This window comes from Brevundimonas sp. (genome assembly GCF_036402095.1).
GTDB lineage: Bacteria > Pseudomonadota > Alphaproteobacteria > Caulobacterales > Caulobacteraceae > Brevundimonas.
Window position 1 is genome coordinate 1 of the sequence record NZ_DASWTO010000156.1, and the last position, 14,392, is coordinate 14,392.

The following is a 14,392-nucleotide window of genomic DNA, read 5'->3' on the forward strand; positions in this document are numbered from 1 at the left end:
TGGCCGGCCGGAGCGCCGGAGCCGGGGCCGGCCCGGGCCGCGTCGGCGGAGACGTTGCGCGTGGCGATGCCGCCGGTGGTGCCGGCCGCAATCTGCGCCGCCGTTCCGCCCGGGGCCTGTTCCGCCGTCCTCGGCGTCATCGAGCCGCCCTTGGAAGCGACCCAGGCGGCGAACTCGGCGCGCGAGACGACGTTGATCTGGATCGGCATGAAGGCGTGGTCGACGCCGCACAGTTCCGAGCACTGGCCGTAGTAGACGCCGCGACGGTCGGCGCGGAACCAGGTCTCGTTGACCCGGCCCGGGACGGCGTCGGTCTTCAGGCCGAAGGCCGGCATGGCCACGGCGTGGATGACGTCGGCGGCGGTGATCAGCAGGCGGACGTTGGCGCCCTCCGGCACCACCATCGGCTCGTCGGCGGCCAGGCGGTACAGGCTGTGCGGCATGCCGCGCTCGGCGATCTGCTCTTCCGGCAGCATGTTCGAAATGTATTCGGCGATGCCCTGGTCCGGATATTCGTAGGCCCAGTTCCACTGGTTGCCGGTGACCTTCACGGTCAGATCCGGCTCCGGCATGTCGTGATAGTTGAACAGCAGGCGGAACGAGAACAGCGAGATGAAGACCAGGATCAGGACCGGCACGACCGTCCAGATCACCTCAACCAGGGTGTTATGGCTCCACTTGGCCGGCACCGGGTTGGACTTCTTGTTGTAGCGGACCACGATCCAGGTCAGCAGCCCCAGCACCAGCAGGCAGATGAAGGTGATGATCGGCAGCAGGATGGCGTCGTGGAACATGTGCGCCTCGACCATCAGCGGCGCGGCAGCCGTCTGCAGTCCAACGGCGCCATCGGTCGGCTGGCCGACCAGTTCAGGCCCCTTGCTGCAACCGGCGGCGAAAAGGGCCAGGGCCAGGACGGTCGCGCCGCCCCCGATCAGACCCCGGGCCCGCGTGCCCATCCCCATGCCAGACATCCTCATTAAACCGTTCTGTCGCAAGCGCTTGCGAGTGAATCGCAAGCAGGCGCCGGGGCGGAGGCCCGCGGCGGTTCTTCGCGGCGTCCATATCGCCCTCCCCCGCGCTTGCCAAGCGATTGGACGCCGCACCGGTCTCAAGCGGCCCGATTAAATCGCTGTCATGTTTCGACAGCTACCTTGCATCACCAGATACCTTGCGATACTCGTTCGTCATCAAGGGAGACGCCGAGGTGCCTGAAACCATTGAAATCCAGCTGAAGAAGGGGGCGCTCACACTGTGCGTGCTGGCCCTTCTCAATCGCCGCGACAGCTACGCCTATGAGATCGCCTCGACCCTGTCGGATGCGATCGACATGGGGGAAGGGACGATCTACCCGCTGATGCGGCGGATGCAGTCCGACGGCCAGGTCGAGACCTATCTGGTCGAATCGTCCGCCGGACCGTCGCGCAAATACTATCGCCTGACCGATGCCGGCCGGGCCGCACTGGAGACGCAGACCGCCGAATGGCGCGCCTTCGTCACCGCCGTCGAGGGCGTGATGAACGCCGACGCCGATCCGGCTTTGCCGGCGGCCGCCAAACCTGCTGAAAGGGGAGCTGAACAATGACCCGCGCCGAATTCATGGGCCGGTTGAGGAGAGGCCTCGTCGGCATGCCGATCAGCGCCGCCGCCGAGATCGCGTCCGACTATGAGATGCATTTCGAGGACGGCGCCGCCGCCGGCCGCACCGAGGCGGAAGTCGCCGCGGCGCTCGGCGATCCCGACCGGCTCGCCCGCGAGCTGCGGGCCGAGGCCGGCGCCCGCCGCTGGGACCAGGAAAAGAACCCGTCCGCCGCCGCCGCCGCCGTATTCGCGGTGCTGGGCCTGGGCGCGATCGACATCCTGATCCTGCTGCCCATCGCCATGGGGGTGGTCGGGGCCCTGTTCGGCTTCTTCATGGCCGCCATCGGCCTGTTCATCGGCGGGGGCGCGGTGATGGTCGCCGGACCGTTCGCCGGTTTCCCCGGCGGTCCGCTCGCCGCCATCCTCGGCGGTCTCGGCCTGATGGCCGGAGCCACCGCGATCGCAGCCCTGACCGCGGTCGTGACCATCCTGCTGGTCAACGCCACCGTCTGGTACGCCCGCCTGCACTACCGGCTGCTCAAGCCGGCCCTTGAACCCCAAGCCCAGGCCTGAGGAGAGACCCGAATGATCCGCACCCTTCTGATCATCACCGGCGCGAGCCTGGTGCTCTGCGCCGCCTCCCTGGGCGGGGCCGCCGCGCTCGGCGGCAACGACCTGGCCCGCCACGGCTGGAGCTGGACCTTCCGCGAGGGCAGCCATGCGGAGACGGCCCGCTTCGAGCGGGCCGACGACGGCCCCAGCGTCACCCGCACCCTCGCCTGGACGGGCGGCGACCGCCTCGATGTCGATGTCGCGGCCGACGTCGTCTACGTCCAGGGCGACGAGGCCTCGGTCGTCGTCACCGGCCCGCGCAACCAGGTCGAGGGACTGCGACTCAGCGGCGGCCGGCTGACGTTCGACGACGACGACAATGTCGAGGTGGTCGTGTTCGGCTGGCACAACAGCGAACGGCTCAGGATCACGGTCACCGCGCCTTCGGTCCGCAACTTCAGCCTGTCCAGCTCCGGGGACCTCGAGATCCGCGACTACGACCAGCCGGACATGATGATCGCCATCGAGGGTTCCGGCGACGTCGCCGCCGCCGGCCGCACGGAGAGCGTCGAACTCGACATCCACGGCTCGGGCGAGGCCGATCTGTCGGCCCTCGACACCCGCGACGCCGATGTCGAGATCTCGGGTTCGGGAGAGGCGGCGGTCGGTCCCACAGGGGCCGCCCGGATCACCATCTCCGGGTCCGGCGACGTCGATCTGACCCGCCGCCCGGCCAGCCTGACCCAGAACATCTCCGGTTCGGGCGACGTCAATCAGCGTTGACGACCAGGTGAGGCCGGTGACTTCGCCGGCCTCACCCCCTATTTCAGCGGCATGACCTTGCACGCCGCGCCGCCCGCCATCCTCGATTCGGCCGACATCGCCGCCGACGAGGCTCTCACCATCCTTCAGGACGCCCTGGCCGGAGCCGACGACGGCGAACTGTTCCTCGAACGCGCCGAGTCGGAATCGCTGGTCTTCGACGACGGGCGGCTGAAGGCGTCGGCCTGGGACGCCGCCGAGGGATTCGGCCTGCGCGTCGTGGCGGGAGAGACCGCCGGCTACGCCCACGCCAACGAGATCAGCGGCCCGGCCCTGCGCCGCGCCGCCGACAGCGCCGCCCTCGCCAAGGCCGGGCACGCAGGGTCCGTGGCCGAGCCCCCCCGGGCCACCAACCAGAAGCTCTACGACGCGGTCGATCCCCTGGCCTCGCCCGCCTTCTCCGACAAGATCGCCCTGCTGTCCGAGATCGACGCCTGGGCCCGCGCCCGCGATCCCCGCGTGGTGCAGGTCTCGGCCTCTCTGGTCGGCGAGCGCCGCCATATCGAGATTCTGCGCGGCGACGGACGGCGCGTCTCCGACATCCGCCCGCTGGTCCGGCTCAACGTCTCGGTCACGGTGGAGAAGGACGGACGCCGCGAGAGCGCCTCGGCGGGGGCCGGAGGCCGGGCCGGGTTCGAGAGCTGGATCGCCCCGGAGCGCTGGCAAGGCCAGGTCGACGAGGCCCTGCGTCAGGCCCTGGTCAATCTCGAGGCCGTCGACTGTCCGGCGGGCGAGATGGATGTAGTGCTCGGGGCCGGCTGGCCGGGCGTGCTGCTGCATGAGGCCATCGGCCACGGCTTCGAGGGCGATTTCCACCGCAAGGGCTCGTCTGTCTTCACAGGCATGATGGGCAAGCGCGTCGCCGCGCCGGGCGTGACCGTCGTCGACGACGGCTCCATCGCCGGCCGCCGCGGTTCGCTCAGCATCGACGACGAGGGCACGCCGACCTCGCGCACGGTCCTGATCGAGGACGGGATCATGGTCGGCCTGATGCACGACCGGCTGTCAGCGCGTCAGCTCGGCGCGCAGGCGACCGGCAACGGGCGGCGGCAGTCCTTCGCCCACATGCCGATGCCGCGCATGACCAACACCTTCATGGAGGGCGGCCGGGACTCGCAGGCCGACATGATCGCCTCGACCAGGCGCGGCCTCTATGCGGCGAATTTCGGCGGCGGGCAGGTCGACATCACCAACGGCAAATTCGTCTTCCAGTGCACCGAGGCCTATCTGATCGAGGACGGCCGGATCACGGCCCCGGTGCGGGGCGCCACCCTGATCGGCGACGGGGCCACGGCGCTGCAGCGCGTGCAGATGATCGGCGACGACTTCGCCTTCGACCCCGGCGTCGGCGTCTGCGGCAAGGCCGGCCAGGGCGTTCCCGTCGGCATCGGCCAGCCCAGTCTGAAGATCGGCGGGCTGACGGTGGGCGGAACGGCGGTCTAGCAGGGCAGGAGCCGGCAGTCGGTCCGGTGCAGACCTGTGTGCTGCCTGTCGCCCTACGACCTTACTTCCAGTCCGGCCCGACCACGTCGAAGCCGCGCGCTTCCAGCCCGTCCAGAACCCCGCCGTCTTCGGCCAGCAGGCGCAGCGGGGCCACGCCCATGGTCACGCCGGGCGAGATCAGGGCGGTTTCGATCGCCGCCGCCCATTGCTGGTGCAGCTGGGGAGCGATCTCGGGATCGCCCCACGGCCAGCACTGGTTAAGGGCCTTGTCGAGCGCCGATTCCACGACCAGGGCGACGCGCAGCGCGCGCCAGTCCTCGGCCCGTTCGCGGGCGGCGTCCGGTCCCCGCTCGGCGGCGGCGATCGCGGCCTCCACGCAGGGGACGTGGGCCGACTGCGGCGCCTCGATCAGGCTGTCGATCAGCTCGTCCCCGCGGACCGTGCCGACCGGCCGGGTCGTGACCCGCGCCCGGCGGGCCGCGCGGCGTATCACGTCCATGGCGTCGTCGCCGCCCCGGCGGCCCGTATAGCCCGCCTTGTCCTGCATCAGGTCGAAGCCGAGGATCAGCAAGCTCTTTTCCCGCCAGTCCTGATTACGTTCGCCCGCCATGACGGCCTCAAGCCGCGCCTGCCACTCGGGCGTCAGGTAGTCGGCGCTGGTCTGGCCGCGCGGCATGCGGGCGATGGTGCGGATGCGCCAGATCACCCGCAGCAGGTCGGTGACGGAGGCGCGCCCCTCCTGCGGCGTCAGGATCTGCTGCGATCGCGCGGCCGCCGCCTCGAGGTCGTCCGGGCGCCACTGCAGGTCGCGCGGAATGCCAGTGATGGCGCCGACCAGAATCAGGGTGCTGTCGCCGCGCGTCACGGTCCACATCGGCGCGCCCGACCGCCGGGCCAGCACCACCACGTCCTCCACGACGGTCGGCTCCTGCTCCTCCGGCGTCTGCGCCCGGACGCCGTGCGGCGCCGCCGTGGCGACGAGGGCCAGGCCGAAAAACAGTGCGAACAATGATCTCACGATTACCTGCCGCCCATAATATAGAAGGAAAAACGTCTGCCCTGATCAGAACACGAGGATGACAGCGCTGTAATGCTGTCTGCTTTTTAATCCACCTTGCCGTCTTGTAACTGGAGCGGCCCGCGTCAGGACGCCACACCTTCGTCACACGACAAGGGGAATCCTGCAATGACGAAGACCGTCCTGCTCGCCACGACCGCCGTCCTGCTGACCGGAGGCGTGGCCGCGGCGCAGACCGCCTCGGATGGCCCCGATCCGCAGGTCGCCCAGGCCCCGGTTCCCACCGGCCCGACCAGCCAGGCGCCCCAGACCGACGCCGCCCAGCAGGGCGTTCTGGTCTTCACCCCCGACTTCTTCGCCGACCAGCGGCCCAACACCGCCCTCGACATGGTCGCCCGCGTGCCGGGTTTCTCGATCAACGACGGCTCGGGCAGCCGCGGCTTCGAGGGCGCGGTGGGCAACATCCTGATCAACAACGCCCGCCCCGCCTCCAAGAACGACACCGGATCCAACGTCCTTTCGCGCACCCCGGCCAACCAGGTCGAGCGCATCGAGCTGATCCGCGGCGGGGCTCCCGGCATCGACATGCAGGGCTATTCGGTCGTCGTGAACGTGATCCTGAAGACCGAGAACACCCGGCAGTCGATCCTCACCGCCAGCGGTTTCCTGTTCGACGGCGGCCGGGATTCGTTCGCCGGCTCCTACCAGTTCACGGCCCGCGAGGGCGAACGGACCTGGGGCGTGACGCTCAGCGACGGGGTCTCGATCAGCGACGCCAACGGCGTGGGCCCGGTGGTCCGGACCGACGCCAACGGCGCCGTCATTCGCCAGGAGGACTATTTCAACGACTCGTGGGGCGGCGGCCAGTCCGTGCGGGGCAACTACGCGGCGCCGATGTTCGGCGGCAAGATCGACCTGACCGCACGCTACGGCGTCAACGACTTCCATAACGTCAGCCTGCAGACCGCCCCCGCCGTTCGCCGCGAAAACCTGTTCGACAACGACGGCGACGGCGGGGAATTCGGCGCGGTCTACACCCGCCCCCTGAGCGACAGGCTGAACATAGAGACGCGGTTGATCCACCAGTGGAACAGCTTCGAATCCGTCTCGACCTCGCGCACCCAGCTGGGCGGCGTCGACAGCCCGGAGCAGCAGTTCGTCGGCGAGGGCGAGTCGTCGGAGAGCATCCTGCGGGGCCTTGTGCGGTTCGAGAAGTCGGCCGCCCTGACCTTCGAGACCGGCGGCGAGGTGGCCTACAACATGCTGGAGGTCGACCAGGCCTTCTCGATCGGCGGCGTCGACGTGCCGCTGCCGTCGGCCTCCGTGAAGGTCGAGGAGACGCGCGGCGAACTCTTCGGCAAGGGGACCTGGCGGGTGCGGCCCGATCTGACGGTCGAGGGCGGCCTGCGGCTCGAGAGCTCGACCATCAGCCAGTCGGGGGACGCCGAGCAGGAGAAGAGCTTCTTCTTCGCCAAGCCCCGCTTTCTCGCCACGTGGACGCCGATGGCCAACAACCAGCTGCGTCTGCGCTTCGAGCGCGAGGTCGGTCAGCTCGATTTCGGCGATTTCGCCGCCTCGGCCGATCTTGACGACGAGAACGTGCTGGGCGGCAACGTCGACCTCGAGCCGGAGCAGCGCTGGATCAGCGAACTGATCTACGAGCGCCGCTTCTGGGGCGACGGCATCGTCAGCGTCGGCCTGCGTCACGACGAGATCACCGACGCCATCGACGTGATCCCCCTGGACATGGGCCTGTCGGCGGTCGGCAACATCGGCGACGGCACGCTGGATCAGCTGGCGCTCACCGTCGCGATACCGACGGACAAGCTGGGCGTTTCCGGCGGCATGTTCCGCTTCCGGAACACCTGGAACCACACGGAGGTCACCGACCCCACCACGGGCGAGATTCGCCCCATCTCGAATCTCCGGGCCAGCCAGGCCGTGATCTCCTGGGAGCAGGACATCACCAGCTGGAAACTGCAGTACGGCGGCGCCTACATCCCGCTGATGGGCCAGAAGAGCTTCGATCCGGACCAGACCTCAGGCTGGCGGGGGCACGACTATTTCGAGGCCTGGGCCGAGTACAAGCCGACCCCGACCCTGTCGATCCGGGCGCAGGTCAACATCTGGAACGATTTCGACGTCGAGCGCACGGTCTACGCCGATCGCACCCCGGCCCGTCCCATCGCCTTCGTCGAGCACCGCTACATCGACCCGCGGACCTTCTTCCAGGTCCGGGTGCGCAAGACGTTCTAGTCGTCGGCCTGGTCCGCGCGGTGGACGACGACGCCGTCGACCACCGTCAGCACCGCGCGTCCCTTGGGGATGTCAGCCTCGGGCGCGGTCATCAGGTCGACGTCGAAGGCCGTGAAGTCGGCCCGCTTGCCGACCTCGATGGTGCCCAGCTCGGCCTCGCGGAAGCTGGCCCAGGCCGGCCAGAGGGTGAACATCTTCAGGGCCGTCTGGCGGTCCACCGCCTCGTGCGGGCGCCAGTCAGGGCCCTGGAAGCCCTCGAGATCGCGGCGGGCCACGGCGGCGTAGAATTCGATCAGCGGCGCGCCGCGCTCGACCGGCGCGTCCGAGCCGCCGACCACCACGACGCCGAGATCGGCCAGACTGTGCCAGGCATAGGCCCCGTCCAGCCGGGCGTCGCCGAGCCGCGCCGGCGCGAAATGCAGGTCGCCGATGGCGTGGCTCGGCTGCATCGAGGCGACGATCGGCAGGTCCCTGAACCAGTGGTAGTCGGTCGGCCGCAGGATCTGGGCGTGCTCGATGCGCCAGCGCACGTCGGCGCCGTTCGGCCGGTCGGCGGGGGCGACGCCGGCCAGAGCCTGCTGGTACCACTCGATCACCGAGGCGTTGCCGCGATCGCCGATGGCGTGGGTGGCGATCTGGATGCCCCCCTTCAGGGCCGCCTGGTAGAGCGGCACGATCTCCTGTTCGCCGATCTGCATCAGGCCCGTGGTGTCGGGCCGGTCGGCGTAGGGCTCGAACAGGGCCGCGCCACGCGAGCCGAGAGCGCCGTCGGCGTAATATTTGATCGCCCGGGTGATGATCCGCCCGTCGGCGACGCTGCGCGGTCCCCCGGCGATCAGTTCGGCCGCGCCGTCGGGCGTGATGCTGTTGTAGACACGGATGGGGGCCTCGCCGTGCAGGGCCATGTCTTCCATCAGCGGCACGTCCCGCCACGGGGCGCTCATGAAGTGGATGCCGGTCCAGCCGTATTCGGCCTCGACGCGGAAGCCGGCGCGATAGGCGTTGCGGAGGGCCGTGGGGTTGGCCTGCGGCGTCAGGCCAGAGACCAGCTGTTCGGCGGCGTCGACGAGGACTCCGGTCGGCTGGCCGTGCTCGTCCTTCAGGATTTCGCCCCCGGAGGGCGCCGCGGTTTCAGCCGTGACGCCGGCGGCGGCCAGCGCGGCGCTCGAGGCGACCACGGCATGGCCGTCGGCGCGGCCCAGCAGCACGATCCGGCCCGGCGCGGCGGCGTCGAGGTCGGCGCGGGTCAGGAAACGCGCTTCCGGCCAGTGCGTCTCGATCCAGCCGCGCCCGATCACGGGCCCTTCCGGATGATCCTGCGCCCAGGCCGAAAGGCGGGCCATGGCGTCCGCAACGGACGTCGAGCCCTCCAGATTCAGGGTCAGTTCGCGCCAGCCGATGCCGTCGAGGTGAGCATGGCCGTCGGTGAAGCCGGGAAACATGACCGCCCCCTTCAGGTCGAGCGCCTCGGCGTAGTCGACCTCCGGGGCGCCGGCGGCGGAGCCGACGTAGGCGATGCGGCCGTCCTGGACGAGGACCACCTCGGCGGTCGGCTGACCTTCCACGCCGGTATAGATGACGCCGCCGTGGATCAGCAGTTCCTGGGCCTGGGCGTTCCAGGCGGCGGAACCGAGCAGCAGGGCGAGAAGGAGGGTGCGGCGCATCTGACGGTTCCTGAGTCTGGCGGAGTTCGGACTCGCCTTACCACGGACGCTCCGTCAAGGTCCGGGTCAGGAGGAAGGTCATGATCGTCGCCGCCCTGTTGCTGTCCCTGCCGCCCGCAGACCCCGAGCCGCCGCGGGCCGAACTCTGCCTCGCCCATGTCGAGGCCATGATCGCGGAGACGCAGCGCGAGACCGGCCGCGTCGCGGGGCCCAGCTGGTTCATTCGCAGCTGGTGGACGGCGCGGCTGCCGGAGGACGACAACCCGGAAGCGTGGAGCGCGGAACAGCGGACGCGGCTCGGGCTTTCCATGGCGGAGCGCAAGGCCGCCGATCCGGAGGCCTACAGGGCTGAGCTGCGGTCCTGCGTCGACGAGGCGATCGAAGGCGGCGCCCTGCCCTGAGGACCGAGAATGAAGCTGTTCACCATCGGCTATGAAGGCGAGCCGCAGGCGGCGGTGATCGACCGGCTGAAGGCGGCCGGGGTCAGGGTGCTGGCCGACGTCCGGGCCGTGGCGGCGTCGCGGCGGGCGGGCTTCTCCAAGACGGTGCTGGGTTCCAGCCTGGCCGAAGCCGGAATCGAATACGTGCATCTGCGCGATCTCGGCACGCCCAAGGCCGGACGGGATGCGGCGCGCAAGGGGCGGATCGGCGAGATGCGGGCGATCTTCGCCGAACACATGGAAGAGCCGCCGTCGCAGTTGGCCTTCGAACGGCTGAGAGAGATCGCGAAGGACCGGCCGACCGCCCTGCTCTGCTTCGAGGCGGACCATGCGGGCTGCCACCGCGCGGCGCTGGCCGAACGGCTGCAGGCCGAGGACGGGTTCGAGGTGGTGAACCTCTAGCCGACGGCCGGGAAACCGGCGGCGAGGGGCCCGCCGGCGCCGAAGCAGCCCCAGAGCCCCGCGGCGACGATCAGCGCGAACAGCGAAGCCGCCGGGAAGCGCCACGGAGCGATCCGGCCCTTCAGGGCCACCCACACGCACAGCGGCGACAGGATCGCGGCCAGAAGGGTCAGAAACACGGCCAGGTCCAGGGCCTGCGGCCGGGTCGCCGCCCAGGCGTAGCCTGCGGCCATCAGCAGCAGCAGGGCCGTGACGATGTGCCAGCAGTAGTAGTTGAGCCAGCGGCTGGCGGGAGTCAGGTCGCGGGAGGCGAGCAGGGGGCGGGCCACGAAGACCCCGCCCACGAAGGTATGCACCCCAAATGTGACGAGGGAGAGCAGGGCGGCCGCCGCGAAGCCTGCATTGACCGCCCCGGCCTCCATCAGGCCGCCGCCTTCTGCTTGCCGGCGAAATCGCCGTAGAAGGTGCGGCCCTGTTCAGCCATGTCACGCAGCAGCTGCGGGGGCGAGAAGCGGTCGCCGTACTTCGCGGCGTACTTGTCCGCCTGTTCGACGAAGGCCTTCAGTCCGGTCTGGTCGATCATGGTGATCGGGCCGCCGGTCCAGGGCGCGAAACCCCAGGCGAGGATGGCGCCGACATCGGCCTCGCGCGGGTCGTCGATGACGCCCTCCTCCCAGCAGCGGGCCACCTCGATCGCCTGGCGGTAGAGCAGGCGGCGCTTCTGGTCCTCGACCAGCTCCGGCGTCGAGTCGTTGATCCTGACGGGGGCCAGGTCCGACAGGCCGGACCACAGCTTTTTCGGCTTCGTTTCGTAGTCGTAGAAGCCCTTGCCGTTCTTGCGGCCGAAGCGGCCGAGATCCTCGACCATGGTCTGGACGATCTTCCAGCCGGGCAGCGGCTGGTACTGGTCCCCGAGGTCTTCCTTCGTCTGTTTGGCGATCTTCACCGACAGATCCAGCGCGACGTCGTCGTGCATCTCCAGCGGGCCGCGGGGCATGCCAGTCATGCGGCCGATGTTGTCGATCAGGGCCGGCGCGTAACCCTCCTCGAGCATGGCGAGGCCCTCGGCGACATAGGTGCCGAAGCAGCGCGAGGTGTAGAAGCCGCGGCCGTCGTTGACGACGATCGGGGTCTTCCTGATCTTCATCACGTAGTCCAGCGACTTCGCAATGGCGGCCTCGCCGGTCTTCTCGCCGAGGATGATCTCCACCAGCATCATCTTGTCGACGGGCGAGAAGAAGTGGATGCCGATGAAGTCTTCGGGACGGACCGAGGCCTCGGCCAGGCCGGTGATCGGGAGGGTCGAGGTGTTGGAGCCGAATACGGCGCCGGGGGCCAGCTGGGCCTCGGCGCGCTTCGTGACCTCGGCCTTGATCTCGCGGTTCTCGAACACCGCCTCGATGACGAGGTCCGAGCCCTTGATCAGATCGTAGTCGGTGGTGGCGGTGACCGAGCCCAGCAGGGCGTCGAACTTCGCCTGGTCGATCTGGCCGCGCGAGAGGCGCTTCTTCAGCAACTCCTCGACATGGGCCTTGCCCTTGTCGGCCGCTTCCTGATCGCGGTCGATAAGGATGGTCTCGATGCCGGCGAGGGCCTGCACATAGGCGATGCCGGCGCCCATCATGCCGGCGCCGAGGACGGTGACCTTCTTCGGATCGGACTTCGGCACGCCGGCCGGGCGCACCGCGCCCTTGTCGAGCTCCTGCTTGGACAGGAACAGGCTGCGGATCATGCCCTGCGCCTGCGGCGTCATCAGCGTCTTGATGAAATAGCGGGTCTCGATGCGAAGGGCGGCGTCCATCGGCACCTGCGTGCCTTCGTACACGGCCTTCATCAGGTTCAGGACGGCCGGGTAGTTGCCGTAGGACTGCTTGCGCAGCATGGCGTTGCCGACGAGGAAATTCTGGATGCCCGCCGGGTGGTAGGGGTCGCCGCCGGGCAGTTTGAACGACTTCTCGTCCCACGGCTGCACGGCCTTGCCGCCACCCCTGATCCACGCCCTGGCGGCCTCGACCTCGCCGCCGACCGGCACGACCTCGTGGACGATGCCGGCGCCTTTGGCGTCACTGGGGCGGAAGGACTTGCCTTCGCTCATGGCCATCATGGCGGCCTGGACGCCGATCAGGCGCGAGAGGCGCTGGGTGCCGCCGCCGCCCGGGAAGAGGCCGACCTTGATCTCGGGCAGGCCAAGCTGGATCTTCGGGCTGTCGCCGACGACCCGGTAGTGACAGGCCAGCGTCAGCTCGAGGCCGCCGCCGAGGGCGAGGCCGTTGATCGCCGCCGCCACAGGCTTGCCGCAGGTCTCCAGCGCGCGCAGGGCGCCGTTCAGCCTCCAGCCGGCGTCATAGGCCGCCTGCAGGTCGGCCCCGCCCAGCATGCCCGAGGCCATGTCGCCGAGATCGGCGCCGGCGCAGAAGCCCGAGGCCTTGCCCGAGGTCAGGACCGCGCCCTTGATGGCGTCGTCGGTCTTCACCCGTTCGACCCACTGCGGAATCTCGGCCATCACGCCCGAGGTCAGGGTGTTCATCGACCGCCCGGGGACGTCGAAGGTGATCAGGGCGATGCCATCGGCGTCGACGTCGATCTTGAAGTTTTCCATGGCTCTCAAGCTCCCGATCAGACGCGTTCGATGACGGTGGCGGTGCCCATGCCGCCGCCGATGCACAGGGTGATGAGGGCGGTGGACTTGCCCGACCGCTCCAGCTCGTCGAGGGCGATGCCGGTGATCATGGCCCCGGTGGCGCCGAGCGGGTGACCCATCGAGATGCCGCCGCCGTTCACGTTCATCTTGTCGTGCGGGATGTCGAGCGCCTGCATGTAGCGCAGCACCACGGCGGCGAAGGCCTCGTTCAGCTCCCACACGTCGATGTCGGCGGTGGTCATGCCCAGCTTGCCGAGCAGCTTTTTGGTCACGAACTCGGGGCCGGTGAGCATGATGGAGGGCTCGGAGCCGATCGAGGCGGCTCCGAGGATGCGGGCGCGGGGCTTGAGGCCCAACGCCTGGCCGGCTTCGAGGGTGCCGATCAACACGCCCGCCGAGCCGTCGACGATGCCCGAGGAGTTGCCCGGGGTGTGGACATGGTTGACCCGCTCGACCTCGGGGTAGCGCTGGTTGATGACGCTGTCGAAAGCCATCTCGCCCATCATGGCGAAGGACGGGTTCAGCGCGCCGAGGGTCTGCATGTCGGTGTTCGGGCGGATGGTCTCGTCGCGGTCCAGCTGAACGAGACCAAGCTGGTTCTTCACCGGGACGACCGACTTCGAGAAGCGGCCATCGGCCCAGGCGGCGGCGGCGCGCTTGTGACTTTCCATGGAGTAGGCGTCGACGTCGTCGCGGCTGAAGCCGTATTTGGTGGCGATCATGTCGGCCGAGACGCCTTGGGGCACGAAATAGGTCGGGAAGGCGCTGGACGGATCGACCGGCCAGGCGCCGCCGTCGGAGCCCATCGGCACCCGGCTCATCACCTCGACCCCGCCGCCGACGGCGAAGTCGGCCTCGCCGGACTTCACCTTGGCCGCCGCCATGTTCACAGCCTCAAGGCCCGAGGCGCAGAAGCGGTTGATCTGGACGCCGGCGGTGGTCTGGGCCCAGCCGGCCGAGAGCACGGCTGTGCGGGCGATGTCGGCGCCGAGTTCGCCGACCGGGGTGACGCAGCCGAGGATGACGTCATCCACCCTGGAGGTGTCGAGGTCGTTGCGGTCGCGCAGCGCCTCCAGCACCTGGGTGGCGAGGCTGAGTCCGGTGATCTCGTGCAGCGAGCCGTCCTTCTTGCCCTTGCCGCGCGGGGTGCGGACCGCGTCATAGATGTAGGCGTCGGTCATGGGAGTCAGTCTCCAATAAGGACGGTTCGAAGCGTGCCCGCCAGAAACCCTACGTTTACGTCAACGTCAAGTATTTTGCCTGTGTGCGAGGGCGGCGGGCGGCATGCGGACACCACGCAGGTCGGATCGCGCGAACGACTCTCACCTGACCGGGCCTCGGGAACAGGCGCGGCTTCCGGGACTTAAGCGGCCATACCCCGCCAAATTCCAAGGAGGAATGAGACATGGCCCAGACCTACGAAGAGATGGACGCGATCGCGATGCTGAAGGCCGACCACCGCAAGGTGGAGGAGCTGTTCGAGAAGTTCGAGCAGACCACCGGCAAGGCCACAAAGCAGCGGCTGGCGGAGCAGATCTGCCTCGAACTCAAGGTCCACACGGTGATCGAGGAGGAA

13 protein-coding genes are annotated in these 14,392 nt (G+C 69.1%); 7 read left to right on the top strand and 6 right to left on the bottom strand.

The genetic code is table 11. From position 1 onward, the window contains the following. A partial coding sequence (coxB, locus tag VGD32_RS10815; RefSeq protein WP_331031893.1) for a cytochrome c oxidase subunit II occupies nt 1–962 on the bottom strand: 962 nt, incomplete at its 3' end. 242 nt (nt 963–1,204) lie between these two features. Here coxB and VGD32_RS10820 point away from each other — a divergent pair. The 4 genes from VGD32_RS10820 to tldD are packed head-to-tail and all read left to right on the top strand — an operon-like array spanning nt 1,205 to nt 4,395. After that, nucleotides 1,205–1,582: a PadR family transcriptional regulator gene (locus VGD32_RS10820; RefSeq protein WP_331031894.1), complete on the top strand. Its 378-nt coding sequence runs from the start codon at nt 1,205–1,207 to the stop codon at nt 1,580–1,582. Continuing rightward, complete coding sequence (locus VGD32_RS10825; protein ID WP_331031895.1) at nt 1,579–2,151, top strand: DUF1700 domain-containing protein; 573 nt, start codon at nt 1,579–1,581, stop codon at nt 2,149–2,151. The genes VGD32_RS10820 and VGD32_RS10825 overlap by 4 nt, the downstream gene beginning before the upstream one ends. Nucleotides 2,152–2,163: 12 nt before the next feature. After that, nucleotides 2,164–2,913 (top strand): GIN domain-containing protein, encoded by a 750-nt coding sequence (locus tag VGD32_RS10830; protein ID WP_331031896.1) that lies wholly within the window; start codon nt 2,164–2,166, stop codon nt 2,911–2,913. A 51-nt stretch (nt 2,914–2,964) separates the two neighbouring features. Next, on the top strand, nt 2,965–4,395 hold the full coding sequence (gene tldD / locus VGD32_RS10835) for a metalloprotease TldD (protein WP_331031897.1): 1,431 nt from the start codon (nt 2,965–2,967) through the stop codon (nt 4,393–4,395). A 61-nt stretch (nt 4,396–4,456) separates the two neighbouring features. On the opposite strand, the gene VGD32_RS10840 is transcribed toward tldD, so the two are convergent. Continuing rightward, nucleotides 4,457–5,404, bottom strand: a complete 948-nt coding sequence (locus tag VGD32_RS10840; RefSeq protein WP_331031898.1) for a TraB/GumN family protein — start codon at nt 5,402–5,404, stop codon at nt 4,457–4,459. A gap of 177 nt (nt 5,405–5,581) precedes the next feature. Here VGD32_RS10840 and VGD32_RS10845 point away from each other — a divergent pair, with 177 nt between their 5' ends. Then, nucleotides 5,582–7,669 (top strand): TonB-dependent receptor plug domain-containing protein, encoded by a 2,088-nt coding sequence (locus tag VGD32_RS10845; protein ID WP_331031899.1) that lies wholly within the window; start codon nt 5,582–5,584, stop codon nt 7,667–7,669. Here VGD32_RS10845 and VGD32_RS10850 read toward each other — a convergent pair. After that, nucleotides 7,666–9,333: an amidohydrolase gene (locus VGD32_RS10850; protein ID WP_331031900.1), complete on the bottom strand. Its 1,668-nt coding sequence runs from the start codon at nt 9,331–9,333 to the stop codon at nt 7,666–7,668. The genes VGD32_RS10845 and VGD32_RS10850 overlap by 4 nt on opposite strands. Before the next feature lie 80 nt (nt 9,334–9,413). Here VGD32_RS10850 and VGD32_RS10855 point away from each other — a divergent pair, with 80 nt between their 5' ends. Then, nucleotides 9,414–9,734, top strand: a complete 321-nt coding sequence (locus VGD32_RS10855; protein WP_331031901.1) for a hypothetical protein — start codon at nt 9,414–9,416, stop codon at nt 9,732–9,734. 9 nt (nt 9,735–9,743) lie between these two features. Further along, nucleotides 9,744–10,175, top strand: a complete 432-nt coding sequence (locus VGD32_RS10860; RefSeq protein ID WP_331031902.1) for a DUF488 domain-containing protein — start codon at nt 9,744–9,746, stop codon at nt 10,173–10,175. On the opposite strand, the gene VGD32_RS10865 is transcribed toward VGD32_RS10860, so the two are convergent. Genes VGD32_RS10865 through VGD32_RS10875 form a run of 3 tightly spaced genes read right to left on the bottom strand, consistent with a single transcriptional unit; the run spans nt 10,172 to nt 13,997 of the window. Further along, on the bottom strand, nt 10,172–10,597 hold the full coding sequence (locus VGD32_RS10865) for a hypothetical protein (RefSeq protein WP_331031903.1): 426 nt from the start codon (nt 10,595–10,597) through the stop codon (nt 10,172–10,174). The two genes, VGD32_RS10860 and VGD32_RS10865, sit on opposite strands and share 4 nt — an antisense overlap. After that, nucleotides 10,597–12,774 carry a 3-hydroxyacyl-CoA dehydrogenase NAD-binding domain-containing protein gene (locus tag VGD32_RS10870; protein ID WP_331031904.1) on the bottom strand — a complete coding sequence of 726 codons (2,178 nt, stop codon included), beginning with the start codon at nt 12,772–12,774 and terminating at the stop codon, nt 10,597–10,599. The genes VGD32_RS10865 and VGD32_RS10870 overlap by 1 nt, the downstream gene beginning before the upstream one ends. Nucleotides 12,775–12,791: 17 nt before the next feature. Beyond that, nucleotides 12,792–13,997, bottom strand: coding sequence for an acetyl-CoA C-acetyltransferase (locus VGD32_RS10875; RefSeq protein ID WP_331031905.1), 1,206 nt, complete (start codon nt 13,995–13,997; stop codon nt 12,792–12,794). Nucleotides 13,998–14,392: the final 395 nt, after the last annotated feature.